23 protein-coding genes are annotated in these 24,074 nt (G+C 57.7%); 12 read left to right on the plus strand and 11 right to left on the minus strand.

All coding sequences use genetic code 11. The features are described 5' to 3' along the window. Window positions 1–96: 96 nt before the first annotated feature. From ABJ076_RS15020 to ABJ076_RS15035, 4 genes are read left to right on the plus strand one after another with little or no spacing between them, the layout of a single operon-like run. Window positions 97–867 (plus strand): ABC transporter ATP-binding protein, encoded by a 771-nt coding sequence (locus ABJ076_RS15020; protein ID WP_348198761.1) that lies wholly within the window; start codon window positions 97–99, stop codon window positions 865–867. Next, complete coding sequence (locus ABJ076_RS15025; protein ID WP_348184747.1) at window positions 854–1,738, plus strand: ABC transporter permease; 885 nt, start codon at window positions 854–856, stop codon at window positions 1,736–1,738. Before ABJ076_RS15020 ends, ABJ076_RS15025 begins: the two co-directional genes overlap by 14 nt. Then, entirely contained in the window at window positions 1,735–2,844 is a 1,110-nt protein-coding gene (locus tag ABJ076_RS15030) for an ABC transporter permease (protein ID WP_348184749.1), read from the plus strand. The genes ABJ076_RS15025 and ABJ076_RS15030 overlap by 4 nt, the downstream gene beginning before the upstream one ends. A gap of 42 nt (window positions 2,845–2,886) precedes the next feature. Continuing rightward, window positions 2,887–3,876, plus strand: coding sequence for an ABC transporter substrate-binding protein (locus ABJ076_RS15035; protein ID WP_348184751.1), 990 nt, complete (start codon window positions 2,887–2,889; stop codon window positions 3,874–3,876). A gap of 56 nt (window positions 3,877–3,932) precedes the next feature. On the opposite strand, the gene ABJ076_RS15040 is transcribed toward ABJ076_RS15035, so the two are convergent. The 5 genes from ABJ076_RS15040 to ABJ076_RS15060 form a co-directional block, all read right to left on the minus strand. Further along, on the minus strand, window positions 3,933–4,649 hold the full coding sequence (locus ABJ076_RS15040; protein ID WP_348184753.1) for an ABC transporter ATP-binding protein: 717 nt from the start codon (window positions 4,647–4,649) through the stop codon (window positions 3,933–3,935). Further along, window positions 4,649–5,380, minus strand: a complete 732-nt coding sequence (locus ABJ076_RS15045; protein WP_348184755.1) for an ABC transporter ATP-binding protein — start codon at window positions 5,378–5,380, stop codon at window positions 4,649–4,651. The genes ABJ076_RS15040 and ABJ076_RS15045 overlap by 1 nt, the downstream gene beginning before the upstream one ends. Next, window positions 5,377–6,297: a branched-chain amino acid ABC transporter permease gene (locus tag ABJ076_RS15050; protein ID WP_348184757.1), complete on the minus strand. Its 921-nt coding sequence runs from the start codon at window positions 6,295–6,297 to the stop codon at window positions 5,377–5,379. The genes ABJ076_RS15045 and ABJ076_RS15050 overlap by 4 nt, the downstream gene beginning before the upstream one ends. Beyond that, complete coding sequence (locus ABJ076_RS15055; RefSeq protein ID WP_348184759.1) at window positions 6,297–7,160, minus strand: branched-chain amino acid ABC transporter permease; 864 nt, start codon at window positions 7,158–7,160, stop codon at window positions 6,297–6,299. The genes ABJ076_RS15050 and ABJ076_RS15055 overlap by 1 nt, the downstream gene beginning before the upstream one ends. 77 nt (window positions 7,161–7,237) lie before the next feature. Beyond that, window positions 7,238–8,440 carry an amino acid ABC transporter substrate-binding protein gene (locus ABJ076_RS15060; protein ID WP_348184761.1) on the minus strand — a complete coding sequence of 401 codons (1,203 nt, stop codon included), beginning with the start codon at window positions 8,438–8,440 and terminating at the stop codon, window positions 7,238–7,240. Window positions 8,441–8,626: 186 nt separating this feature from the next. Here ABJ076_RS15060 and ABJ076_RS15065 point away from each other — a divergent pair, with 186 nt between their 5' ends. From ABJ076_RS15065 to ABJ076_RS15075, 3 genes are all read left to right on the plus strand, one after another. Further along, entirely contained in the window at window positions 8,627–9,334 is a 708-nt protein-coding gene (locus ABJ076_RS15065; RefSeq protein ID WP_348184763.1) for a GntR family transcriptional regulator, read from the plus strand. A gap of 108 nt (window positions 9,335–9,442) precedes the next feature. After that, window positions 9,443–10,135 (plus strand): alpha/beta hydrolase, encoded by a 693-nt coding sequence (locus ABJ076_RS15070; protein WP_348184765.1) that lies wholly within the window; start codon window positions 9,443–9,445, stop codon window positions 10,133–10,135. Between the two features lie 303 nt (window positions 10,136–10,438). Continuing rightward, window positions 10,439–11,269: a sulfotransferase domain-containing protein gene (locus tag ABJ076_RS15075; RefSeq protein ID WP_348184767.1), complete on the plus strand. Its 831-nt coding sequence runs from the start codon at window positions 10,439–10,441 to the stop codon at window positions 11,267–11,269. Window positions 11,270–11,350: 81 nt separating this feature from the next. On the opposite strand, the gene ABJ076_RS15080 is transcribed toward ABJ076_RS15075, so the two are convergent. Continuing rightward, complete coding sequence (locus ABJ076_RS15080; RefSeq protein WP_348184769.1) at window positions 11,351–12,802, minus strand: aldehyde dehydrogenase family protein; 1,452 nt, start codon at window positions 12,800–12,802, stop codon at window positions 11,351–11,353. 440 nt (window positions 12,803–13,242) lie between these two features. Between ABJ076_RS15080 and ABJ076_RS15085 the strand changes: the two genes are divergently transcribed. From ABJ076_RS15085 to ABJ076_RS15100, 4 genes are all read left to right on the plus strand, one after another. Then, the gene (locus ABJ076_RS15085) at window positions 13,243–14,079 is read left to right on the plus strand and encodes a transporter substrate-binding domain-containing protein (protein ID WP_348184771.1); all 837 of its coding nucleotides are present in this window, start codon (window positions 13,243–13,245) and stop codon (window positions 14,077–14,079) included. A 95-nt stretch (window positions 14,080–14,174) separates the two neighbouring features. Then, complete coding sequence (locus ABJ076_RS15090) at window positions 14,175–14,909, plus strand: amino acid ABC transporter ATP-binding protein (protein ID WP_348184773.1); 735 nt, start codon at window positions 14,175–14,177, stop codon at window positions 14,907–14,909. Beyond that, window positions 14,906–15,607, plus strand: coding sequence for an ABC transporter permease subunit (locus ABJ076_RS15095; protein ID WP_348184775.1), 702 nt, complete (start codon window positions 14,906–14,908; stop codon window positions 15,605–15,607). The genes ABJ076_RS15090 and ABJ076_RS15095 overlap by 4 nt, the downstream gene beginning before the upstream one ends. A gap of 1 nt (window position 15,608) precedes the next feature. Beyond that, window positions 15,609–16,274 carry an amino acid ABC transporter permease gene (locus ABJ076_RS15100; RefSeq protein WP_348184777.1) on the plus strand — a complete coding sequence of 222 codons (666 nt, stop codon included), beginning with the start codon at window positions 15,609–15,611 and terminating at the stop codon, window positions 16,272–16,274. A 28-nt stretch (window positions 16,275–16,302) separates the two neighbouring features. On the opposite strand, the gene ABJ076_RS15105 is transcribed toward ABJ076_RS15100, so the two are convergent. Next, the gene (locus ABJ076_RS15105) at window positions 16,303–18,243 is read right to left on the minus strand and encodes a BTAD domain-containing putative transcriptional regulator (protein WP_348184779.1); all 1,941 of its coding nucleotides are present in this window, start codon (window positions 18,241–18,243) and stop codon (window positions 16,303–16,305) included. Window positions 18,244–18,656: 413 nt separating this feature from the next. On the opposite strand from ABJ076_RS15105, the gene ABJ076_RS15110 reads away from it, so the two are divergent. Beyond that, window positions 18,657–19,535, plus strand: coding sequence for a lysophospholipid acyltransferase family protein (locus tag ABJ076_RS15110; RefSeq protein WP_348184781.1), 879 nt, complete (start codon window positions 18,657–18,659; stop codon window positions 19,533–19,535). A gap of 9 nt (window positions 19,536–19,544) precedes the next feature. Here the strand turns inward: ABJ076_RS15110 and ABJ076_RS15115 are convergent, their stop codons facing one another. The 4 genes from ABJ076_RS15115 to xylF all read right to left on the minus strand — a co-directional run bounded on the left by ABJ076_RS15115 (window position 19,545) and on the right by xylF (window position 24,005). Then, on the minus strand, window positions 19,545–20,759 hold the full coding sequence (locus tag ABJ076_RS15115) for an ROK family transcriptional regulator (RefSeq protein WP_348184783.1): 1,215 nt from the start codon (window positions 20,757–20,759) through the stop codon (window positions 19,545–19,547). Further along, window positions 20,756–21,550 (minus strand): ATP-binding cassette domain-containing protein, encoded by a 795-nt coding sequence (locus ABJ076_RS15120; protein WP_348184785.1) that lies wholly within the window; start codon window positions 21,548–21,550, stop codon window positions 20,756–20,758. Before ABJ076_RS15120 ends, ABJ076_RS15115 begins: the two co-directional genes overlap by 4 nt. A gap of 5 nt (window positions 21,551–21,555) precedes the next feature. Further along, a complete protein-coding gene (locus ABJ076_RS15125; RefSeq protein WP_348184787.1) occupies window positions 21,556–22,887 on the minus strand; it encodes a sugar ABC transporter permease in 1,332 nt (443 codons plus the stop codon). 68 nt (window positions 22,888–22,955) lie between these two features. After that, a complete protein-coding gene (xylF, locus tag ABJ076_RS15130; protein WP_348184789.1) occupies window positions 22,956–24,005 on the minus strand; it encodes a D-xylose ABC transporter substrate-binding protein in 1,050 nt (349 codons plus the stop codon). Between the last annotated feature and the right edge of the window lie 69 nt (window positions 24,006–24,074).

A 24,074-nucleotide genomic window follows, 5' to 3' on the forward strand; every position in this document is an offset into this window, starting at 1 on the left:
TTGGAGAATATGGTGACAGACATCCAGGCAACCGGTGCGGCCCCAGGGACGGGTAACGCGGCGGGCGGCACGGCTGAAGACGATGCTTTCCGGGTTATCGATGCGCGGGAGCTCTGCCTGACATTCGAGACCAATGACGGCCCGGTGCACGCGCTTTCAAACATCGACCTGACGGTCGACCGCGGGGAGTTTGTCTCCTTCATCGGTCCGTCAGGCTGCGGCAAGACAACGTTGCTCCGGGTTATCGCAGATCTGGAGACGGCGACTGCCGGTACAATCTCTGTTAACGGGATGTCTCCGGAAGAGGCGCGACAGAAGCGCGCCTATGGCTATGTATTTCAGGCAGCCGCCCTTTATCCTTGGCGGACGATAGCTGGCAATGTCGCGTTGCCGCTGGAAATTATGGGGCTGGATAAGGCGGAGCGGGCAGAGCGGATCTCCCGAAATCTGGAACTCGTGAACCTTGCGGGCTTCGAGCGGAAATTCCCATGGCAGCTTTCGGGAGGCATGCAGCAGCGGGCCTCCATTGCCCGTGCGCTTGCGGTCGAGCCTGACCTGCTGCTGATGGATGAGCCATTCGGCGCCCTGGATGAGATTGTCCGCGATCACCTGAACGAGCAGCTCAACCGGCTCTGGGACCGGACCAACAAGACAGTCATTTTCGTAACGCACTCGATCCCCGAGGCGGTGTTCCTGTCGACCAAGATCGTCGTCATGTCGCCGCGCCCCGGACGGGTGCATGACGTGATCGACTGCAATCTGCCGCGCGAGCGCACTCTGGATATCCGGGAGACGCCGGAGTTTCTGGAAATCGCCCACAGGGTCCGGGACGGGCTCAGGGCAGGGCACGCCTATGACGATGAATGATTTCCTGAAATCAAAGACCTTCGCAGTTTCGACGGTTGTGCTGGTGCTGGTGGCGATCTGGTATTTCAGCGCGGTTCTGCTGAACGCGCCTTTCCAGCGCGAGTTGGACGAGCGGGCAAAACTCAACCCGACGACAGGGCAATTCATCGAAGCGACACTGAACCAGAAACGGCCAGTCCTGCCGGCCCCGCATCAGGTCGCTGTTGAGATCTGGAACACCACTGTAGAGAAACGCATTACTTCCAAAAAAAGTCTTGTTTATCATGGTGGTATAACGCTTTCCTCAACTATGCTCGGGTTTGTTATGGGCACGGTTCTCGGTGTTACTCTGGCAGCGGCTATTATCCATGTGGAAAGCCTTGAGCGCAGCCTGATGCCCTGGATCATCACCTCACAGACCATCCCGATCCTGGCGATTGCTCCGATGGTTATCGTGGTGTTGAACGCAATCGGGATTTCCGGGCTGATCCCGAAGGCGCTGATCTCGACGTATCTATCCTTTTTCCCGGTCACGGTCGGTGTGGTGAAAGGCCTGCGTTCACCCGACCCGATGCAGCTGGACCTGATGCGGACCTACAGCGCGTCCTCCTTCCAGACCTTCTGGAAACTGCGCTGGCCGTCTTCGATCCCGTTCCTCTTCACCTCAATGAAGATCGCCATTGCGGCCAGTCTTGTAGGCGCCATTGTCGGTGAGCTGCCGACCGGGGCTGTCGCCGGGCTTGGCGCGCGGCTACTCGCTGGTTCTTACTATGGGCAAACAGTACAGATCTGGTCGGCCCTGCTGAGCGCGGCTTTTCTGGCGGCCATGCTGGTGACCATTGTCGGTTTTGCGGACAAGGCGGTACGCCGCCGCATGGGGATAGCGCGATGAGCAGGTCCCTGTCTTTTACCGTGCTGGGTGGCAGTATTGCTCTGCTGGTCGGGCTTGCGATCCAGATCGTCTCCTCAGAGGCTATATGGTCACCGTCCTATGGGTTCGCCTTAGCGTTGCTGGCGGGTTCCTACGTCCTTGCGATCGTGATGCGGCATGGTGCGGCGGCGGCGCTGCTGTTGCTGATCGCTGTGCATCTCGCGGCTATTCCGTTGATCGGACATATTGGCCACGGCGAAGGCGCTATGGGGCCAGCCTACTGGGCGCTTCTGGTTTCTGGCTGGCTGGCCGCCTGGACAAGCGTCACCCGGCTGACGGCAGCTGCCAAGTCCGTGCCGCCATCGGCCAGACAAGCGGTCAATCTTCTGATCCCGTTTATTTTTGGGGTCTGGCTGATTTTGATTTGGGAGGCGATCACGCGTGGCGCTGGCGTGCCACAGGTGCTGCTACCGGCTCCCAGCGCCGTTTGGGCCAAGCTCATAACGTCCTTGCCAATCCTTTGGGCGGATTTCGTGCAGACCTTCATGAAAGCCGTGCTTGCGGGCTATGTGCTCGGTTGCAGTATTGGTTTCGGAACGGCGATCCTGGTTGACCGTTCGCCGTTCCTGAAACGCGGGCTTGTCCCGGTCGGCAATATGGTGAGTGCGCTGCCGATCATCGGCGTGGCGCCGATCATGGTGATGTGGTTCGGCTTCGACTGGCAGTCGAAAGCGGCCGTCGTCGTCATAATGACGTTCTTCCCGATGCTGGTGAATACGCTGGAAGGCCTCTCTGCCTCCAGCACGATGCAACGGGACCTTATGCGCACCTATGCCGCCAGCTATGGCCAGACGCTGTTTAAACTGCGTCTCGTCGAGGCACTGCCCTTCATCTTCAACGCCCTCAAGATCAATTCGACACTGGCGCTTATTGGCGCCATCGTGTCGGAGTTCTTCGGAACGCCGATTGTGGGTATGGGGTTCCGTATATCAACTGAGGTCGGCCGTATGAATGTCGACATGGTTTGGGCGGAAATCGCGGTTGCGGCTTTTGCCGGTTCCGCGTTCTACGGGTCGCTCGTTCTAATCGAGCGCTCCCTTACATTCTGGCACCCGTCAAACAGATAAGAACCGGGGTCAGACAGGCTTCATCGAATGAGGAGAGTAACCATGCAAAAGATGCTGACAGGATTGCTCGCGGGGGCGGTTGGCCTGATGGCGACCACTGCAATGGCCGCGGACAAGGTCACGCTGCAACTGAAATGGGTGACCCAGGCCCAGTTCGGCGGCTATTACGTCGCCGCCGACAAGGGTTTCTACAAGGAAGAGGGGCTTGAGGTCGAAATCAAGCCGGGCGGTCCGGACATCGCGCCGCCGCAAGTCATCGCCGGTGGTGGTGCCGACGTGATCATCGACTGGATGCCGTCCGCTCTCGCGTCCCGAGAGAAGGGCGTCGCGCTGGTCAATATAGCTCAGCCTTTCAAGAGCTCCGGCATGATGCTGACCTGCCGAAAGGAAACTGGCATTACGTCACCGTCTGACTTCAAGGACAAGACCCTGGGCGTCTGGTTCTTCGGCAATGAATATCCGTTCCTGTCCTGGATGGCTCAGCTCGGTATCAAGACCGACGGAAGCGCTGGTGGCGTCACCGTGCTGAAGCAGGGCTTCAACGTTGACCCCCTGCTGCAGAAGCAGGCGGACTGCGTTTCCACCATGACCTACAACGAATATTGGCAGGTCATCGATGCCGGCCTTCCGGCGGATGAGCTGGTGGTATTCAAGTATCAGGACCAGGGCGTTGCTACGCTTGAGGACGGCCTTTACGTGCTCGAGAAGAATCTCAAGGATCCGGCTTTCGTCGACAAGATGGCGCGCTTCGTTAAAGCCTCTATGAAGGGCTGGAAATATGCAGAGGCAAACCCGGACGAGGCGGCAGATATCGTGCTCGAGAACGACGCTTCCGGTGCCCAAACCGAAAAGCACCAGCGCCGTATGATGCGGGAAATCGCCAAGCTTACGACAGGCTCCAATGGCTCGCTCGATCCAGCAGATTACGAGCGGACAGTGAACACCCTTCTGAAAGGCGGCTCCAGCCCGGTTATTACCAAGCGGCCGGAAAATGCCTGGACCCACATGATCACAAACAAGGCGCTGAAATAAGCAGCGCTTCAGATCGGTCCGGAAAAGGCGGCTTCAGAGCCGCCTTTTTCATGCGCTTATGAAGTGCTGGCCCCGAGATAGGCTTTCTGGACCGCCGGGTCGTTTGCCAGTTCGAGCGCGCTACCGGCCCCGATAATCTGTCCATTTTCTATCAGATAGCCGCGGTCGGCAATCGCCAGGCTCTGACGGGCATTCTGCTCGACCAGCAGAACGCCCATACCGGTGTCGCGGATCTTCGCGAGATTGTGGAACAGCTCCTGGCAGAGGATCGGGGACAGGCCGAGCGAGGGCTCATCCAGAAGCAGGACATCGGGGTTGGACATGATGGCGCGGCCAATGGCGACCATCTGCTGCTCGCCTCCGGACATGGTACGGACAATCTGCGCTCTACGGTCTTTGAGCTTCGGGAAGAGTTCCAGGACTTTCGCCAGATTTTCTTTCTCCGCAGCCCGCGCGCGTGCCGGATAGGCGCCGAGCGTCAGGTTCTCGCCGACACTGAGAGCGCCAAATATCCCGCGTCCTTCGGGCACCAGGGCCAAGCCCGTCTCCACGATACTGTCCGGTTTCTTCTCGGTGAGAGTCTGCGCATTGAGAGAGGCGGCGCCACGGACCTTGCCGTCCGAGATCCCGGCGATGGCGCGTAGCAGGGAGGATTTTCCGGCACCGTTCGCCCCGAGAATAACGACGATCTCGCCTCTATCAACAGTCAGCGATACGCCATGAAGGGCTTCATGCAAGCCGTAGGAAACGCTGATATCCTGGACTTTCAGCATCAGGCGTCTCCCAGATAGGCTTCGATGACATGCGGATCGGAGAGGACTTCCGCTGGCGTGCCTTCGGCGATCTTTTTGCCTGAATTCATGACAACGCAGCGGTCGCAGAGAGACCGGATAGCGTCCATGACATGTTCAACGAGGATGACCGTCCGGCCTTCGGCCCGGAGAGAGGAGATCAGGTCGATGCCGACCTGAAGCTCAGAAGGATTGAGCCCTGCCAGCCATTCGTCGAGCAGCAGCACTTCCGGCTCCCCGGCGAGTGCGCGGACGAGTTCCAGGCGCTTTTGGTCGATATAAGTGAGGGCGGATACCGGAACAGCGGCTTTGTCCGCGAGCCCGACCCGTTCGAGCAGATCCGTCGCGAACACGTCCGCCTCACGTCCCCAACGCCGCTTGTGACCGAAGACGGCTCCCGCGACGGCGTTCTCAAGAACAGAGAGTGCGGGTAGGATCCGGACCAGCTGGAAGGTGCGGGAGATCCCGAGATGCGCTGTCTCGTGCGGCCGTGCAGCCGTCAGATCATGGCCTTCGAGCGAAACCGACCCGGAGGTTGCCCGGAGGGCTCCGGAAATCAGATTGATCGTGGTGGACTTGCCTGAGCCGTTGGGCCCGATCACACCCATGACCTCATGCTCGCGAACATCGAACGAGAGATCGTTGACGGCGATCAGGCCGCCGAAGCGCTTCGTCAGTCCGCGCACTTCGAGGATGGTCTCGCCCGGTGTCATGACACGCTCCGCTTGCCGAGTTTTTCGATCAGGCCGGTGACACCGTCGGGGATCAGATAGACGATGAGCAGGAAGGCGAGGCCGAGCACCATGGTCGTTGCGCTCGGGAAGGATGCGGAGACCACTTCCCAAAGCAGGGTGAAGGGGATAACCCCCAAAAGCGGGCCATAGAGGCGCCGGGTGCCGCCCAGCAACGCCATGATGACGACGAGGAAGCTCAGCTCCGGGGAAAACACCACATTAGGCTCGATATAGTAGTAGCGCGGCGCGACGATGGCGCCAACCAGTGCGGCGAAGAACCCGGTCGTCATGAAAAGCAGGACCTTCGTTCGCGCCGTGTCGATTCCGACATGCCGCGCGACCTCCTCGTCATTGCCGAGAATGCGGAGTGCGAAACCCATGCGCGAGCGGTCAAGACGCCAGCCGAACAGGAAGACCGCGACAGTGACGGCGAGGAGCATCCAATAGATGTGGCGCTCCTCCAGTTCGGTCAGGACATAAAGGCCTTTAGAGCCGAGGAAATTGTTCTGCACCCAGCTCACGAGATTGCGGATCATCTCCGCCAACCCAAGTGTGAAAATCACGAAATAGACGCCGGAAAGGCGCAGAGTGGCGATACCGATCGCTCCGGCCAGCAGTGCCGCGACGAAGGGAGCAATCGCCATCATGCTCCAGAAGGAGGTGCCGAAATCGCTCATCCCCGTGGCGACCAGATATCCGCCGATGCCGTAGAAGGCACCCGTCGACAGGGCGATGTAGTGCGTCGGTCCGGAGAACAGGGCCCAACTGGTGGCGAGCGCCGTGTACATCATGATGGTGACGGCGATGGAGAGCCAGTAGCCGTCGACCAGAAATGGCAGGGCGGCTACTGCGAGCAGGGCCATCAGGATCGTGCCGCCGCGAAGGATATCCTGCATCAGGCGCTCCCCTGTCCGAAGAGGCCTTGGGGCCGGAAGAGCAGGACGGCGAGGAAAATCGCATAGGCGGCGACCAGGGTAAGCCCCGGGTCGATGATCGTGGCGACGGCGGTTTCGACGAGCCCGAGGATCAGGGCAGCGATGATCGCGCCCCTGATGTCGCCCACGCCTCCCATGATGACGATGATCAGCGCTTTCATGGTGAAGATGACGCCGGAGGACGCATCGAGGGTCACGAAGGTCGAGATCAGACATCCGCCGAGCGCGGTCACCGCACCACCGAGGGCAAAGGCGAAGGCCGAGATCCGGTCGACATTGATCCCGACCAGCCCGGCGGCTTCAGGTGAGACCGCGACAGCGCGCACGGCCATGCCGGGGCGGGATCTGTTCAGCCAGACATAGAGCGCGCCTCCGATGGCGGCGGCAATGAGCGCCGCTACCAAGCGGTTGGCGGCGACGGTTGTCCCAAGCATATGAACGGGCGTGGCAAGGAAGGAATAGGTGAAGTACTCGGCACGCAGGCTGACCATTACCCCGACAAGGAAGAAGCTGATACCGAAGGTGGCGAGGATCGAATCCACCTCCAGCTGACCGCGGGATTTGGCACGTCTGACCAGAGGACGCAGCAGCAGCCTGTACATTGCCCAGCTGCCAAAGAAGGCAAGCGGGGCAACAATGAACAGCGTCAGAAGAGGGCTGAGACCGAAGCTGACAAAGGCCCAGAAAGCCGCGAGGCCGCCGAGGATCAGGATCTCGCCATTTGCGAGGTTCATGATCCGCGCGACCCCGTATTGCAGGTTCAGCCCCATCGCGACCAGCGCATAGGCTCCGCCGAGCAGCAAGCCCGAGATCACAATGTCCATATAGATTTCATTCCTGCAGCAATTGGGCCTGGAAAAAATGGGCCGGCCCGAGGCATCGAAAGCCGGCCCAGGGCAGGTTACTTCCAGCCCTTTTTCGCAACCGGTGCAACGCTGTCGCCCATCCCGGTATCGGCGACGGCGACAAACTGTCCGCCGCGCCATTGGCCGACCGACCAGTAGCGCTCGGAATTATTGTGCTTGTCGAACCTGATGGTTCCGATCACGGTCTCGAAAGCGTTGTTCTTGATGTGCTCGGTCACGGCCTCGCGGTCGATTTTGCCGACACCTTCGATTGCCTGTTCCAGCACTTGCAAGGCGGAGTAGTAGGTGGCGGACGCCCAGTAATCCGGAGCCTTGCCCGTCACGTCCTGATGCCGTTTGCGGTAGGCCTTCATGGCGTCGGTATTCGGGTTCACGCCGCCGGCGCCGAGATTGCCTTCGATGGCGTTGCCGAACTTCCCGCCATATGCCGGGAAAGCCGTGGCGACGGCTGTGTAGAAGGCCTTCACGTCGAGATCCTCGATGATGGCCTGCTCGGTCAGCGCGAAGCTGTCGGGCGGATAGGACCAGGCAACGAAGGCATCCGGGGCAGCCGCTTTCGCGCCTTTCATCACCGGTGAAAGGTCCGGTGTGCCAAGCGGATAGGACTTGTCATAGACAATATTGAAGCCCGCTTCCTTGAACTTCTCCCGGGCCACGCCGGCGAGCTCGATGCCGAAGGCGTCGGCCACATTGACCATGGCGACCTTGTCGCCGATCACGCCCTCGCTCTGCAGGGTCTTCAGTGTGTTCGTGGCCCCTTCGACAAACCCGCTCGTCGATCCGAGTGTGAAGAACATGTTCGGGAATTTAGCGGTCAGCTCATGGATCTCATCGGTGATCGCCGTGACGGCGACCAGTGGATACTTGTAGCGCGCATAGATCGGCGCAGCGGCAATGTTGAAGCCGGTTCCGTAGGGCGCGATCATGAAATCGACTTCGTCCTGAGAGGCGAGGCGCTGGACCGCCTTGATATGCTCAGCCGGATTGGTCTTGTCGTCATATTGCACGATCTCGACCGGACGGCGCTTGCCATCCACCATCAAGCCGCCGCGTCCGTTCACCTCCTCGACCCAGAGCTGCACGTTCGGAAGATGCGTCACGGCCTCGCCGCCCGCCAGGGGGCCAGAGAGATGCGCGACCATCCCGAATTTGATGGGTTCCTGGGCCTGCGGGGCCTCAGAAAACGCGAAACTCAACGCGACCGCTGCCGATGCGATCGCGAAATTGCGTCGATTCATGATTGTCCTCCCTTGGTTGCAGCTCTTTTTTCGCGGCTGCCTTAAAATGAATCCATAATGTGGGGAGCATGGCAAGGAAATGCTGATTCCAGGTTCGAATTGGAAATAAGATCAAAAATATGTATCCATAATCGATATGGAAAATTGTTGCCGCACTATGATCGGAAGCGGCGGGAGGAAAACCGGGTGAACCATTTGATGCGCTCTTCAGCCGATGAAGGCTCCGCGGACAAGCGCGTTCTGTCGGCATTGCGCCGCATGGTCATCGATGGAACGCTGTCGGAAGGCACAAAGATTTCCGAAGTCATTGCTGCTGAGATGTTCGGCGTTTCCCGAACGCCCGCACGCCTTGCACTCCGCGCGCTTGAGGTCGAGGGGCTTATCCGGAAGCGCGAGGGGCGGGGGTTCACCGTCCAGGAGTTTAATCTCGGCGATATCAAGAAAGCTTACGAAGTACGTGGTGTTCTCGAAGGGTTGTCAGCGGGGACGATGGCTAAAACCGGCATATCCGAGACGGCCGATGCCAGGTTGCAGGAAGCCGTCGACGCGATGGCGATCGCTCTCGATGCGGACATGGATCCCTCGGGTAAGGCGCTCGACTATCAGGACGGCAATGTTGCCTTTCACGAAACCATCATGAAGGATTGCGGCAATCCCTATGTCGCTTTCACCTTCGGCCGGATGGAGACGCTGCCAATGATCAAGCTGGGCACCGTCGTCTTCAATGAAGAAAATTGCGAGGCCGACTTGATGCGCCTGCGTCTCGGCAATATGCAGCACAAGCTGATCCTCGATGCGATCCGGACCCGCGATCCGCAGCGTGCCGAGTCGATGATGCGTGAGCATGCGAACCAGACACTGGTTTATACGGATCTCTTCTCGGCTCCGCGCTGAGGCTCCGCGACGGAACGATCTCCGCATGCCTTGAGTTGACTGGATGTTTCGCATCGTGGCGGAGTAATCTCTCCTGCGAATACTCTCCATTAATCCTCAAGGCTTTCCATGACCGATATTCTGTTTCTTCCCGGTTTTATGTGCGACCGGCATCTCTGGGACGATGCCCGAAGCGGCCTGGAGCAGCTCGGGTCTCTGCACTTCGGAGACCTCACCCGGGACCGGACATTCGAAGCTATGGCGGAGCATGTTTTGACCGGGGCACCAGAGCGTTTCTCACTGGTCGGCTTTTCCATGGGGGGATTTGTTGCGCGGGAGATCGCGTTGATGGCGCCGAAGCGGGTTGAGCGCCTCGCGTTGCTCAACACCAGCGCGCGCGGCGACAGTCCCGAACAGGCAGCCCGCAAGGCTGGCCTTGCCAAAGCGGCGGAAGGTCGTGGATTTCGTGGACTTTCGCGCCACTCCATCCTTTCCTCTCTTCACCCGGAACGACAGGCAGACGAGGGGCTTGTGGGGAAGATCCGTGAAATGGCTGACCTGATCGGCAAGGACGGATTCGTAAACCAGATCGGTGTGGTGCGCCGGGACGGACATGATCTGCTGGCCCGGATTACCTGTCCGACTCTGGTCGTCTGGTCTCGTCAGGATGCGTTACGCAGTCTAGAGGAGGCGCAGGAGCTTGCAGATGGAATACCGTATGCAAGACTAGAGATCGTCGAGGAGTGCGGTCACATGCTGCCGTTAGAGGCACCTCAAGAGACGGTGCGGCTCTTGGCAGACTGGCTCGGCCAGGGGGTGTAAACCTTAATTCAGCGCACCTGTTTGTTCGCTAAATACGTCGGTGTCTGGTATCCAGATCGCGCAAAGCAGTCATGCAAAAATTCGAAATCGGATGAATTTAGGGCCGATTGGAAAATCTTAAAAATCATTCCATATCAATTACGTAAATGCAAATAGGCTGTTCTTCTCAACGCCTTTGGTTTTTGTGTTGAAAGAGTTTCCATCCAACTGATCGGTTTTTACAAAAAGTGATCGCGCGGATCTTGAATTTGACTTAATTAGGACAAAACTACCCGGTGTAGTTTTGTCCTATCGGAATATGAGATGCCACGAATTATATGGCTTGCGTCCTATCCCAAGTCAGGGAACACGTGGATGCGCGCTTTCCTCGCCAACTATCTCCTTGGCCGGGAAAAACCGGTTCCTATTGAGGATTTGCGCGCCTTTTCGCTGAGTGACGTCCGTCCGCGTTTCTATGCGGAAGTCCTGACAAAACCCGTCCAGGAAATGACGGTTGAAGAGAGCGTGACAGTGCGCCCCGAGGCGCAGCATCGACTTGCCGCAGCGCGTGAGCACGATCATTTCGTCAAGACCCATTCACGTTTCGGTGAACTGAACGGTACACCTCTCATAGAGCGTTCGGTCTCTGCTGGCGCTGTTTACATTATCCGAAATCCCGTCGATATCGTGCCGTCCTATGCCAGCCATATGGGCGTGACGCCCGACGTGGCGATTGAGATCATGGCTGATCTGGATCATGCGACAGTTGAGGCTGATGTAAAGATTTTGACCCATATGGGCCGGTGGGGAGCGCATGTCGAAAGCTGGATAGACGGAAGCAGTTCGCTTCCGATTTGCCTAGTGAGATACGAAGACCTTTGCGCAAATCCGGAAAAGGCTTTTGGACAGGTTCTCAAAGTGCTCGGACTACCGTTTGATCCTGAGCGGTTGGCGCGGTCGATCCGGCATTCATCCTTCGAAGAGCTCAGTCGGCAGGAAGAGGAAAATGGTTTCTCCGAACGCCCGCCACATATGCAACGTTTCTTCCGCTCCGGGGGCAGTGGCGAGGGGCAGCGTTCGCTCAGTGAGCAACAACTCGCGCGTCTTGCCAGAGATCATGGTCCTGTGATGAAGCGGTTCGGGTACCTGTCTTAACGGACAATCCACTGGATCAATACGGATAAAAAAACGGCCGCATCGGGTGGATGCGGCCGCTTTTTCCGGGTATCTGGAATGTTATTCTGCGGCTTCGGCTGGCCAGCCGGCGACTGCCTTCACTTCCAGGAATTCCATGAGGCCGTGTTCGCCGCCCTCACGTCCGTTACCGGACTGTTTGTAGCCGCCGAACGGGCTGCCCGGCGCACGGTTGGCTCCATTCATCTGAATCATGCCGGCACGGAGCTGACGGGCGAGGCGCTTGGCCCGTTCCGGATCACCGGTCTGCACGTACGATGTAAGGCCGTACGGTGTATCGTTAGCTATACGCACCGCGTCTGCTTCATCTTCGAAAGACATGATCGAAAGCACCGGGCCGAAAATCTCTTCCCGAGCGATGGTCATGTCTTCTTTCACGTCAGCGAAGACAGTCGGCTTGACATAATAACCACGGTTGAGGCCATCCGGACGGCCAAGACCGCCTGCAAGGAGTGTTGCGCCTTCCTTGATACCAGATTCGATCAAGCCCTGGATCTTGTCGTACTGAGCCTGCGAGACCACCGGGCCAATCTGACGGCCTTCCTGGGTCGGATCGCCGATCTCTTGAGCTTCGGCCAGTGACTTCGCAACTTCAACAGCTTCGCCATAGACCGACTTTTCAACAATCATCCGGCTTGGGGCGTTACAGCTCTGGCCGCTGTTGTTGAACATGTGAAGCACGCCACGCTTGACGGCCTTGGCAACATCACTGTCGGCGAAAACAAGGTTCGGGCCTTTGCCGCCAAGTTCAAGCGAAACGCGCTTGACTGTGTCGGCGGAAGCCTTGGTGACGGCGATGCCTGCACGAGTGGAGCCGGTGAAGCTCATCATGTCGATATCGGGGTGCTTGCTCATCGCTTCGCCGACAGTCGGGCCGTCGCCGTTGACGAGGTTGAACACACCAGCCGGGAAGCCTGCTTGCTCAATGAATTCGGCAAAGAGCAGGGAGGACATCGGCGCAATTTCGGACGGCTTCAGCAACACAGTGCAGCCAACGCCAACTGCCGGTATGACCTTCAGAGTCACCTGGTTCATCGGCCAGTTCCATGGCGTGATCAAACCGCAGACGCCGATCGGCTCATTTATGATATATTCGGTCTGGAACTTTTCGTTCAACGGATGCTCGAAAGTGAACCCCTTCAGCGCCCGGATGAAGGCCTTGATATGACCAAGCCCGGCGGCTGCCTGCTGTGTGCTGGCGATGTTCTTCGGCGCACCCATTTCGTTGGAGATAGCGGTCGCCATCTCCTCAATGCGCTCCTGGTAGATTTCGGCCAGCTTTTCGACATAGCCGATACGCACGTCGTGGGGCGTGTTGCTCCAGGTCGCGAATGCTGTCTTGGCGGCTGCGACAGCCTTATTCACGTCGGCTTCGCCGCCGAGGGAAATCGTCGCGAAAGCAGTTTCATTGGCCGGGTTGATGACCTCGCAGTCATTTGCGCTGGCAGGCGCTACCCATTTTCCATCGATAAAGAAATCGGTCTTGCGTTCCATTTGATCCTCCCGCGGCATTTAGTCGAGCCGCGCGCTCGCTCAGTGAATGTTGGCCCGTCACAGGACTAAACGGCTCAATAGCCGCATTTGGGTAGTGGGAAGGGCCGGTACAAGAAGCCTCGTCAGAATAAGGCATAGCTCCCATTAGCCCATGAAATTGTTCGGCGCAACATGCGCAAACGGCACCAGACAAATTGATCCATTATGGAGTCAACTGTGGGGCTTTCATTCGAAGAATCATATTGTTGCACTGCAAAATCTCGGTCTAGACTTCACATTCAATCGTTTGGAGCTTCTGTTCTCCGAACAATTCGCTGCTGCGAGATAGGGTCGCGTCCTGCGGGCTGTTTCGTGGAGCTCAGCCGACATAATGCCTGTGGGGACGGGCGTTATTCAAAATGAAGCGGCGGGCAGGCGGTTCAAAAACAAGGAGGCTGACTATGAATTTCTTGAAAATTGCGGCTATCGGCGCGGTCGTCGCGATGGCATTTGCCGGAAATGCGGAGGCAAAGACCTACAAGGTCGGGCTGGACGGAACTTTTGCTCCGCATGCCATGCCGAAACTTTCCGGTGGCGTTGAAGGGTTTAATGTCGATTTCGCCAACGAACTTGGCAAGCGGCTGGGTGCGGAGATGGATATCACTGCGGCGCAATGGTCGGGCCTGCTGCCGGGGATGCAGGCAGGCACCTACGATTTCCTTGTGGCGCCGACCACCCTGACGGAAGAGCGGGCAAAGAGCATGCTGTTCAGCGAAGGATACCTGAACACGGATTACCAGTTCGCCGTAAAAAAGGGGGCTGAGTCCGTTACGGATCTTAAGCAGTTCTCGGGTAAAACGATCGCAGTCAACAAAGGCTCTTCCTATGATCGTTGGGCGCGGAACCTTGAAGGTGAAGTCGGTTGGAAGGTCGAGTCATACGGGACCACCACAGACGCTGTGCAGGCGGTCATGTCGGGACGGGCTTTCGCTGTCGCCGCCGGTAATACCGTGATTGCTTGGGCAGTTAAGAAAAATCCGCTTCTAGAGCTTTCCTACCTTCACTCCACAGGGTTGGTCTTCGCTGTTCCATTCCGTAAGGACAGCGCTGAGTTGCGGAACAAGGTTGATGCCGCTCTCGAATGCATGAAAAAGGACGGTTTTTTCATCGGGATCAGTGAAAAATGGTTCGGTGTCACTCCGGTAGCGGGATCAGCGGCAGTCACGCCGCAGCCCGGTTTCGGACAGCCAGGTGTTGAGGGCTACGATCCTACCGCTCATACACCTGATTGCAGCTGATCGGCCTGCGGCCGAAGAGTTCACGTCTCGAATGGCGGCGGCATAACATGACCCGCCGCCATTCCTCCCTAAAGCGTTAAAGAAAGCCATAAGCCATGGCAGCCATCCTTGAGGCCCGGGGTCTCTGGAAATCATTTGGCGATTTCGATGCCTTGAAAGGTGTCGATTTCACCCTGAATACTGGCGAACTCGTCTTCGTCATCGGCCCTTCAGGGTCCGGTAAAAGCACCATGCTCAGATGCTTCAACCGGCTTGAAGAGCCAACAGACGGTTCGGTCATGTTCGATGGCGTGAATCTGATGGACCGGTCAGTTGATATCAATCTGATGCGGCGGCGCCTTGGCATGGTGTTTCAGCAGTTTAATCTCTATCCGCATCTGACGGCGCGGGATAATGTCACGCTGGCCCTGCGCAAGGTGCTGGGCAAGTCCCGGGCCGAAGCGAACGAAATTGCCGAAGACATGCTGGACAGGGTTGGTCTGGCCGATAAGGCCCACTCCCACCCGGGCGCACTGTCAGGCGGCCAGCAACAGCGTGTGGCCATCGCCAGGGCGCTGGCGCTGGAGCCTTCCGTCATGCTGTTCGACGAGCCAACAAGCGCGCTCGACCCGGAATTGGTCGGCAGTGTTTTGCAAGTTATGCAGCAGCTGCGCGAAGCCGGTATGACGATGGTTGTGGTCAGCCACGAGATGCGTTTTGCCCGCGCGGCAGCAGACCGGGTTATCTTCATGGCGGACGGGAAAATTCTGGAAGAAGGAACGCCAGACAAGATCTTTGAGGCTCCCGAACACGCCCGGACCCGCGAATTCATGCAAGAGATTGGTCAATGAGTACGGCACCGGAAGCCGGTACGTGGGCGCGCTTCATTGAAACCTTTTTCCGGCCGGATCTGATCGATCAGTATGCCGGTGCAATTGGAAAAGGCGTCATCGTTACCTGCGAGATAGCGGTTCTGGTCGTCATCTGTGGTCTCGCACTAGGCATGCTCCTGGCGATTGTGCGGGCTTACCGGATCACCGCGCTGTCAATGATCATCGTCGGATTGGTTGACTTGTTAAGGTCTTTGCCGCCGTTGGTTCTCATTCTGCTGATCTATTTCGGCCTGCCGACGGTTGGTCTGACACTCTCAGGTTTTTTCGTTCTCTGGCTTGTTCTGACACTGGTGCTCGCGGCATTTGCCGAGGAGATTTTCTGGGCCGGGATTCTCTCTGTCCGCAAGGGACAATGGGAAGCGGCACGGTCCACTGGTCTTGGGTTCAATCAGTGCCTGATATATGTGGTGGTACCGCAGGCGATTCGAATGACAGTCGCGCCGCTCACCAACAGGACCATCGCCATCACCAAGAATACGGCGCTCGGTACAGTGATCGGGGTTGGTGAAATCCTGAACGAGGCATCGACCGCGCAATCCTTCTCCGGCAGCGCAACGCCGCTGATGATGGGAGCGATTGCCTACATTCTGCTTTTCATCCCGGTCGTCATTGTGGGGCGATGGATCGAGACACGGTTCCAGTGGAGGCGTGCCTGATATGGATTTGCTGATCTACAATTTCTTCAATTTCGAGATTATGGCGGAAGCCTACCCCTTGTTGCTCCGCGGTGTGGGGCAAACCCTGCTGTTGTGCGCGGCGGTGATCCCGCTTGGGTTGCTCGGTGGCTTGATCGTCGCACTTGCGGCCCGCACCCGGAACACGGTTCTACGCTATGCAGTAATCGCGTTCATCGATCTGTTTCGTGCCGTTCCGCCCCTCGTTCTGCTTATTTTCGTCTATGCGGGTTTGCCATTCGCTGGCCTGGATATCTCGCCTTTTGCGGCTGTCTGTATTGCCTTTTTGCTGAACAATTCAGCCTATTTCGCCGAGATTTTCCGCGCTGGCATAGAGAGTATCGGGGCTGGGCAAACAGAGGCGGCGCGGTCAACCGGACTGGGGCCGTTTCAGACCATGGGTTACGTTGTGCTGCCGCAGGCCACACGGAACGTATTGCCGGACCTGCTTAGCAATAGCATCGAGGTCGTGAAGCTGACATCAATCGCCAGCGTCGTGTCATTCCAGGAATTGCTGTACTCGGCCGATATGGCACGATCACTCACTTACAATTCCTCGCCACTTGTCATGGCGGCAGCGATGTATCTTGTGATTCTTTGGCCCGTGGTTCGCATCCTCAGCCGGATGGAGCATCGGGTCGGCCAATAAGATCTGGGGATATTCTTGGGGCGTTTTCTCAGCGGGTCGTAAGGCCGGCGCGTTCCAGGGAGTGTTTCATATGGAAATAGTCTGCCGGGTTGCGAAAAGGCTGAACCGACAGGAACCAGCGGGAAATATCGCTTGGTAGAGGGGGCATCTCGCCGGTCCAGTTCTCGCGGGCCGCGACGAGGAATTTCCGGGCTTCTCGTTCAGCCGCGCGGTCGTCCCCGAGTTGGGCAAAGGCTGCGGCCGACCAAGCCTGAGGGTAAAATGCGCCTTCGTTTGCTTTGGCCGCCGCCCAGAGTGTTCCCGGATAATCCCGGCAAATGAAACGGCAGGCGGCTTCAAAGGACCAGTGTATAGACTGGTAGACGAAGCCGGATTCATGCAGGTGATCCAACCGTCGCAAAGCCTCTTCGGAGTCTCCGCAATAGGCCAGACCTAGGGCGGCGGACACGGCGACTCCAATGTCGTTTTCATTCACGGTTTCGGCGATACCGAAGCAGACTGCGGCCCGTTCGAACTCCCCAACCAGAATGTGAGCCCAGCCTGAGGCCTGGTAGCCCTTTGCGTCCCTTGGGCCGAGCTCTATCGAGCGTTTTGCATGTTCGATGGCCAAGAGTGAGAGACCGGGCTCGTCCCGGAACCCTGGATAAACGAACCGCTTAAGGCTGGCGCAGAATGAAAGGCTGGAATGACCTGGCGCGAAGTCGGGCTGATCGTTGCGCACAGAGGTGAAGATTTCCTCGGCCTCGGCCCAACCGGTAGGGGTCCAGAGATGATTCAGCCGACGGCCTTGCATCCATCTGTCGTAAACCGGATGGGACTGGTTCGGCTCTTCGCGTTTGGTGATCTGCCGGTTGCTCGCGGCATGGGTGTTGATGGCTATGGCGAGTTTCTGCACGAGCTGTCTGAGCGTCCGCGGCCAGGTATCCAGGCTTGCCGGGTTCTCTTCGCTCCAGAGCAAGGTGTCATTGCTGAAGTCACGGACCGAAATCACGACATAGAGGATTGTGTCTTTAACATAGGTATCGCCCGAAATTCTGAAGACCGGGTTAGTCGGGAGCACAATCTTCTGGCGCTCGATGTATTCGCCGTCAACCACCAGCCATTCCCTGAATTTGAGGAGACTGGACATGAATTGATGACGGAAAGCGCGGGCCATGAATTTCAGCGGGTCCGGTACGCCCCCAAAACTAAACGGTTCGACAACAAGACGGGGAGTTCCTGACGGATCTGGTCTGGAAGACCTCGAACCTGGTTCTTCGTCAGCCTCATCGGCGCCAGTCTTGATCAAAGCGACGAGCGCTTTGGTCTCGTCCGACGGCTCCATGTCATAGTCATTTTCAAGCAGAGACCAAAGGCGGTTATAGCGTTTCAGCGCTGAGCCGATGTCACCTGCACGTACATGCTGCAGCATCAGCTCCCGGCATGCGCCTTCATGGGTCGGGTCAAGATTGGCGAGGGCGAGTGCTGCATTCTTGGTCGAGTGAGCCGCATCATGGCCTTCACGCTTGGAGCGTTGGGCCAGGCGTAGCTCCAGACTCGCAACCAGACGGTCGTTCAGATTTTGCCTTTGCGTGAGCACCCAGGAATAAAAAGCCTCGTCCAGGTCCTCGAAGCCGAGCAACAGAGAAGCCGAAATATCGGAGCGTTCCAACAGGGTTGGGTGAACCGGTGCACCGGTGTCGTTTTCCAGGATCGCCCACAAATCGGTCTCGAACACCTTATTGTTGAGACGGACTTCGTTACGCGTCGCGTCAATTCCAACAATGCCAATTGCATCAAAATACTGGTTAAGCCTGCGAAGGGCTTGTCTCAGAGATGCGCGCGCATGATCTTCTGTGGCATTACTCCAGAGTAGCCCGGCAATGCTCTCTCTGGTCGCTTTTTGAGACGGTAACAGTATCAGGTAGGCGAGAATGGCCTGCGCTTTTCGGCTTAGTAAATCGACTGTTCCGCTTGGCGCTTCGATCAAAAAACCGCCAAGCAAACTAATTTTGATAAGAGCTGATTGCGGACCTGCTTTCGGGTAGGCCGAAGCAGTGCCGACAGGGTTTGGGTGTTCCGTCAAATTGTAGGAAGAGTCGACCATGTTACCCGAGAGTGCATCATCTGATTCTACCTTATAGACCAGACCTTAATATCCGCCACCCAAGGAACGAAGCCGAATTAAAAATTCTGTCGGATCATCGGGAAAGCAATGCGGGATCAACGGTACCCGCACAGGTGAGTCAGCCGGTTAGTTAGAAAGAGGGGGCTTGAGGCTCATTCCTCTCTTGAGTGATGGAGGCTCGAAGGGTGGGGGCAGAAAGATTGCAATTAATCGGTCATCAAGCTGTCATTCGCAGCCGCTAACGTCCGTCTTTTACACAAAAGACGCGGGATGAAATGTTCGGAAAATCTGGGAAGAACTGGGTCCGGCAAGAGTTCGAAAAGCGGACTCCGGTTGTTTCGTACTGCAACCCAGACGACTCCCTTACCCGACAGGTGCTGATCCGTTTCGTTGAATTGCTCAGCGGCCAGCCACGCTTGCAACGGATGTACGATGATTACTGCCGTAAACATCACGGCACCGATAATTTTTGGCATTCGGCTGTTGATTATCTGAGGTTATCCGTCAATTTCGAGCGGAACAGTCTCAACGCGATTCCGGCTGAAGGCCCGCTGATCATTGTTGCGAACCATCCGTTTGGGGTGCTCGACGGGATTGCGGCCTGTCATATCACATCGCTCGTCCGCGATGATTTCAAACTTTTGGCACACGCAGCGCTCGGGCGCGTGGAGCCGTTACGGCGCTATCTGATTCCGATTGAGTTCGACGGGGCTTCAAGTGCGGTGCGCGGTAATGTCGAATCGAAGCGCGAGGCCCTGGCGCACCTTAATGATGGCGGAGCGTTGGTAATCTTCCCGGCGGGACGGGTGTCGACGTCGGAGAAATTATTCGGCCGAGCGACCGATGCTCCCTGGAAGCTGTTTGTGGGCAAGCTGATCGCGCAGACGGACGCAACGGTTGTTCCGATCTTCTTTGAAGGGCAAAATCGCTTCCTGTTTCATCTGGTAAGCCGTTTCAGCGAGGCCCTGCGGGAAGCTTTGCTGATGAATGAGGTGGCGCGCCGGATTGGCGACGATGTGCAGGCGCATGTCGGCACACCGGTCCGCTCATCGGAGCTTTCCAACGGGAACGACCGGCAAGCGTTGCTCGATGATCTGCGTGACATGGTCTACGGGCTCGACCCCGCTCGTCTGAAGGCACTCGCAAGCGTCTGATTAGCCGGGTCAAATAAGGGTTTCTTCAAGCACTAACGCGGCGGCGCCATGCGCCCAGACCTCGTCACCGCCGGGATCGACCCTCAGATCGACTTTGGTCTGGCCTTCGAGCAATGTATTCGTTTCCATTGCGCTGGAGAGAGCTGTGAAAAAGGCTTTGGCGGATCTGGATCGGGCGCCGGACAGTACAACGACAGGCGGGTCCAGCACATCGACAAGATTGGCAATGCCGGTGCCGAGCATGGTTCCCGCGCGTTTGAAGATCGATGTTACGGCTGGCGAGCCTTCATCGGACAGCTTGATGAGTTGCGCCATCCGGTCCTGCAAGGCGAACGGGTCGTCGATATCGGTTGTTGACCCCAGGACGTTCGCTTCGCGGGCGATGGCATAGTCCGAGGCATAGGCTTCGATACATCCGCGCTGTCCACAGCGGCATAGAGCGCCGCCAACGACAATCTTGGTATGTCCGAATTCAGCTCCGAAGCCGCGGGCACCTCGGTAGAGCTTTTCATCGACAACCAACCCCATGCCGATGCCATGCTCGACGGTGACGACCATGAAGGTCTGGAATTGCCGTCCGACCCCGAACCATTTCTCGGCGAGGGCCGTCATGTTGGCGTCATTGTCGATAAAGGTTCGAAATCCAGTCTTTTGCTCGACGATTTCGCGAAAGGGCACGTCAGGTCGCGAGAAGACCGGCGCCCATCTGACTAATCCGGATGGATATTCCACATATCCAGGAACACCAATTCCGACGCCGAGGACCAGTTCCGGATCGATCCCTGTATTGCTGATGACCTCCTTGATCTGGGTCATGCAGATCTCAGCAATACGTTCCGGCGCGTCGCGGTTTGCCCGCATGGGAACGATCTTGGATCCCAGTATTTCTCCTGAGAGGTTCGTCAGGGAGATGGAGGCCTGGTGCATCGAGATTTTGATGCCCACGGCGAAACCGGCTTCAGGATTCAGTTCCAGTCGTGTGCGAGGACGTCCGCGCGACGGCCGGATTCTGTCCGCTACCACTGTTTCCTCGCGGATCACGCCGTCCTCGATCAGCTCGGAGGTGATGACCGTAACTGTAGCGGGACTGATGCCGACATGCTTTGCGATTTCGATCCGAGCTGCTGCTTGGTGCCGCCGGAGGCAGTCGACTATCGCTTTTCTGTTTTGCGCCCGTACTGGATCGGATATGTGCCGTCCGATGCGGCGGTCATGCTGGTTCATTGAGGAGGGGGAGTGCCCGCGATTGAGCTTTTTTCCAGGTGACTTGGCATTTTTCCGAGAATGATCATGCCGAGCACGTCTTCCTTCGAAACCTCTTCGGTGCGGACAGTTCCGACCAGGCGCCCATTCTTCATGACTGTCAGCCGATCCGAAAGATCGAACACGTCATGAATGTCATGGCTGATCAGGAAGATGCCGATGCCTTCGGCCTTCAATTGTTTGATCAACTCCGAAACCATGGCGGTTTCCTGAACCCCGAGCGCTGCAGTCGGCTCGTCCATGATCAGAACCTTGGCATCGAAATAAACCGCGCGCGCAATAGCCACCGATTGACGCTGGCCTCCCGACAACGCTTTCACCGGGGCTGCGAACTTCCGGAAGTTCGGATTGAGACGCCCCATTATCTTGCGGGTCTCGTCCTCCATCTTCACATCATCCAGCATTCCTGAAGAGGTCTGGATTTCCCGCCCGAGGAAGAGATTGGCGGCGGCGTCAAGATTATCGGCAAGGGCGAGTGTCTGGTAAATCGTTTCGATATTGCAGGCTCTTGCATCCCGCGTATTACGGATAACGGCCTTTTGGTCGTTGATCCGAATTTCGCCCGAGTCCGAATGGCAGGCACCGGACAGCACCTTGATCAAGGTTGATTTCCCGGCACCGTTATGGCCCAGCAGGCCGACAACCTCGCCCGGATAGAGATCACAGGACACGCCATCAACAGCCTTGATGCCGCCGAAGGAGACATGGATATCGTTTAGCGCGACGAGGGGACGAGCGGTATCTGTCGGCATGGCGTCTATTCCCCGATCCGGCGGCGGTAGACCTGATCAACCCAGACGGCGAGAACCAGGACAAGGCCGATGACAATGGATTGCAGTGATGTGTTGGTGCCGATCAAAGCCATTCCGCTTTGCAGGCTTTGCATGACGAGCGCGCCAAGGATTGCGCCATAGATAGTACCGATGCCTCCGGCAAGCGATGTTCCACCGATAACGGCGGCGGCGATCACGCGCAGCTCGTCTAGCGTGCCAAGATCGTTGGCCGCCGATTGTAGCCGAGCGGAAGCAATGACGGCCGAGATGGCGCACAGCCCGCCCATCATTGTGAAGATGTAGAGGGTCATGCGGCGGGTATCGATACCGGAAAGCTCTGCCGCCTGCGGGTTTCCGCCAATGGCAAAGACATAGCGGCCGAATTTGGTGCGCCGAGCGACGACTGTCATTGCGATGGCGACCAAGGCAACGATGACAACCGGGATGGCGATCCCATGCATCAGCTCCAACCCGCCTTCGGGAATTTCCCAGCCTTTGGCTTCTGCCAGGCGTTTGGCAGCACGGGCGGGTACCGGGTAGGCGTTCATTGCCGCGACGAACCCAAAGATGGCCAAAGTCAGAACGCCGATATTCAGCCAGTCGGCCCAGAGCGGTTTCAGTGGGAAATCGAAGAGTTGACGCCTGCGACGCCCCCTCAAGATCCCGTAAAGTACCAGCGCAGCCATGAATGCCCCGAAAACCCAGCTGGCCGTTTCTCCCAAGGTGCCGGCGACGCCACCGCCGAAAAGGATGAAGGTTGAGTCGAGCGGTGCCACCGTGCGGCCGGTCGTGACCCACCATGCGGCGCCGCGCCAGACAAGGAGGCCGCCGAGCGTGACAATGAAAGCCGGCACGGCAAGATATCCGATCACCCAACCCTGAAGAGCGCCGATCAGAAGCCCGAGGCAGAGCCCTACAAGGATCGTGATAATCCAGCTTGCCGGATGGTTGAATCCGAGGACTTCGGGCAGGATTTCCGCCTGGACCACCCCCATGACCATGGCGATGACGCCGAGGACGGAGCCGACGGAGAGATCGATATGGCGCGTTACGATAACGAAGACCATGCCGGTCGCCATGACTGCAACCGAGGCCGTCTGGACGGAAAGATTGAAGAGGTTGCGCGGGGTAATGAAGCGTCCGCCCGTCAGCAGGTCCAGAACAATCCAGATGAGCAGGAGGGCTCCGACCATGCCAAGCAGGCGAAGGTCGAGGTCCATCGTACGGACCATACCGGTTATGCCGCCTCTGGTTCCTGGCGATGCCGGCATCTCGGATTGTTTCATGTCAGAGAGTGATTGAACGCGGTCGCCCATTCAGCGGATCCAGTTCGCAGAGAAGAAAAGACCGGCACCGATGGTGCCGGCCAGTGGACAGGGGTGGATCAGTTGCAGGCGGCGACGGAGCCGCTTTTGACGCCTTTGCAGACCACGTCTTTCGACACCCAGCCGGCATCGATCACGACGTTGAGCTTGTCCTGGCTGATTGGCACAGGTGCGAGGAAGAGCGAGCTCAGGGTCTTACCGTTCGGGCTGGTCCACTGCACAGCGCCGGAAACCTTCGAGGCATCTTCGCCTTTTGCGAGCTCCACGGCGATTTCAGCGGCTCGTTTGCCGAGTTCACGGGCGTCTTTCCAGACAGAAACCGTTTGTGTGCCAAGCGCTACACGGTTGAGAGCCGCATGATCGCCGTCTTGGCCGGAAACTGGAATGCCGTCGAGGCCCTGCGCCGTAAGGGCGGCGACAACGCCGCCAGCAGTGCCGTCGTTGGATGCAACTACCGCATCGACCTTGTTGTCGTTTGCGGTGAGGATTTGCTCCATGTTGCGCTGGGCATTCGCTGGTAGCCAGCCGTCCGTATATTGATTTCCGACGACCGTGATGTCTCCTTTATCGATTGCAGCTTTCAGGACTTCGATCTGGCCGTCATGAAGGAAATCAGCGTTCGGGTCTTGCGGGCTTCCCTTGATGAAGACGAAGTTGCCTTTCGGTTGGGACGCGAACACCGCGCGGGCCTGCATGCGTCCGACCTCGATATTGTCGAAGGTGATGTAGAACGCATCCGGGTCGTCGATCAGGCGATCATACCCGACCACCGGTATGCCCTCGGCGGCGGCCTTTCTTATCGCCGGTGCTACGGCAGAAGCGTCTTGCGCCAGGATGATAAGGGCATTGGCGCCACGTGCGATAAGGCTCTCAACATCGGAAAGTTGCTTGGCCGTAGAGCTTTGCGCATCCGTGCTGATATACTCAGCGCCAGCCTGATCCAGAGCCCTCTTGATCGCCGCTTCGTCGGTTTTCCAGCGTTCTTCCTGAAAATTTGACCAGCTTACGCCGATAACAAGATCGGCTGCTTTGGTTGGTTGTGAGGTTGCAATCATTCCACCGAGAAGCAATGTCCCGGCAGCAAGTAATCCAGGGAAACGTACCCTCATTTTTTCCTCCCTTTTGAGATGGCGTTGACTCGCCCTTTAATTTATTTTTTTGATCAAAAAATATGTTGC

It is taken from the genome of Nisaea sp. (assembly GCF_039990255.1).
In the GTDB taxonomy this organism is placed as follows: Bacteria; Pseudomonadota; Alphaproteobacteria; order Thalassobaculales; family Thalassobaculaceae; genus Nisaea.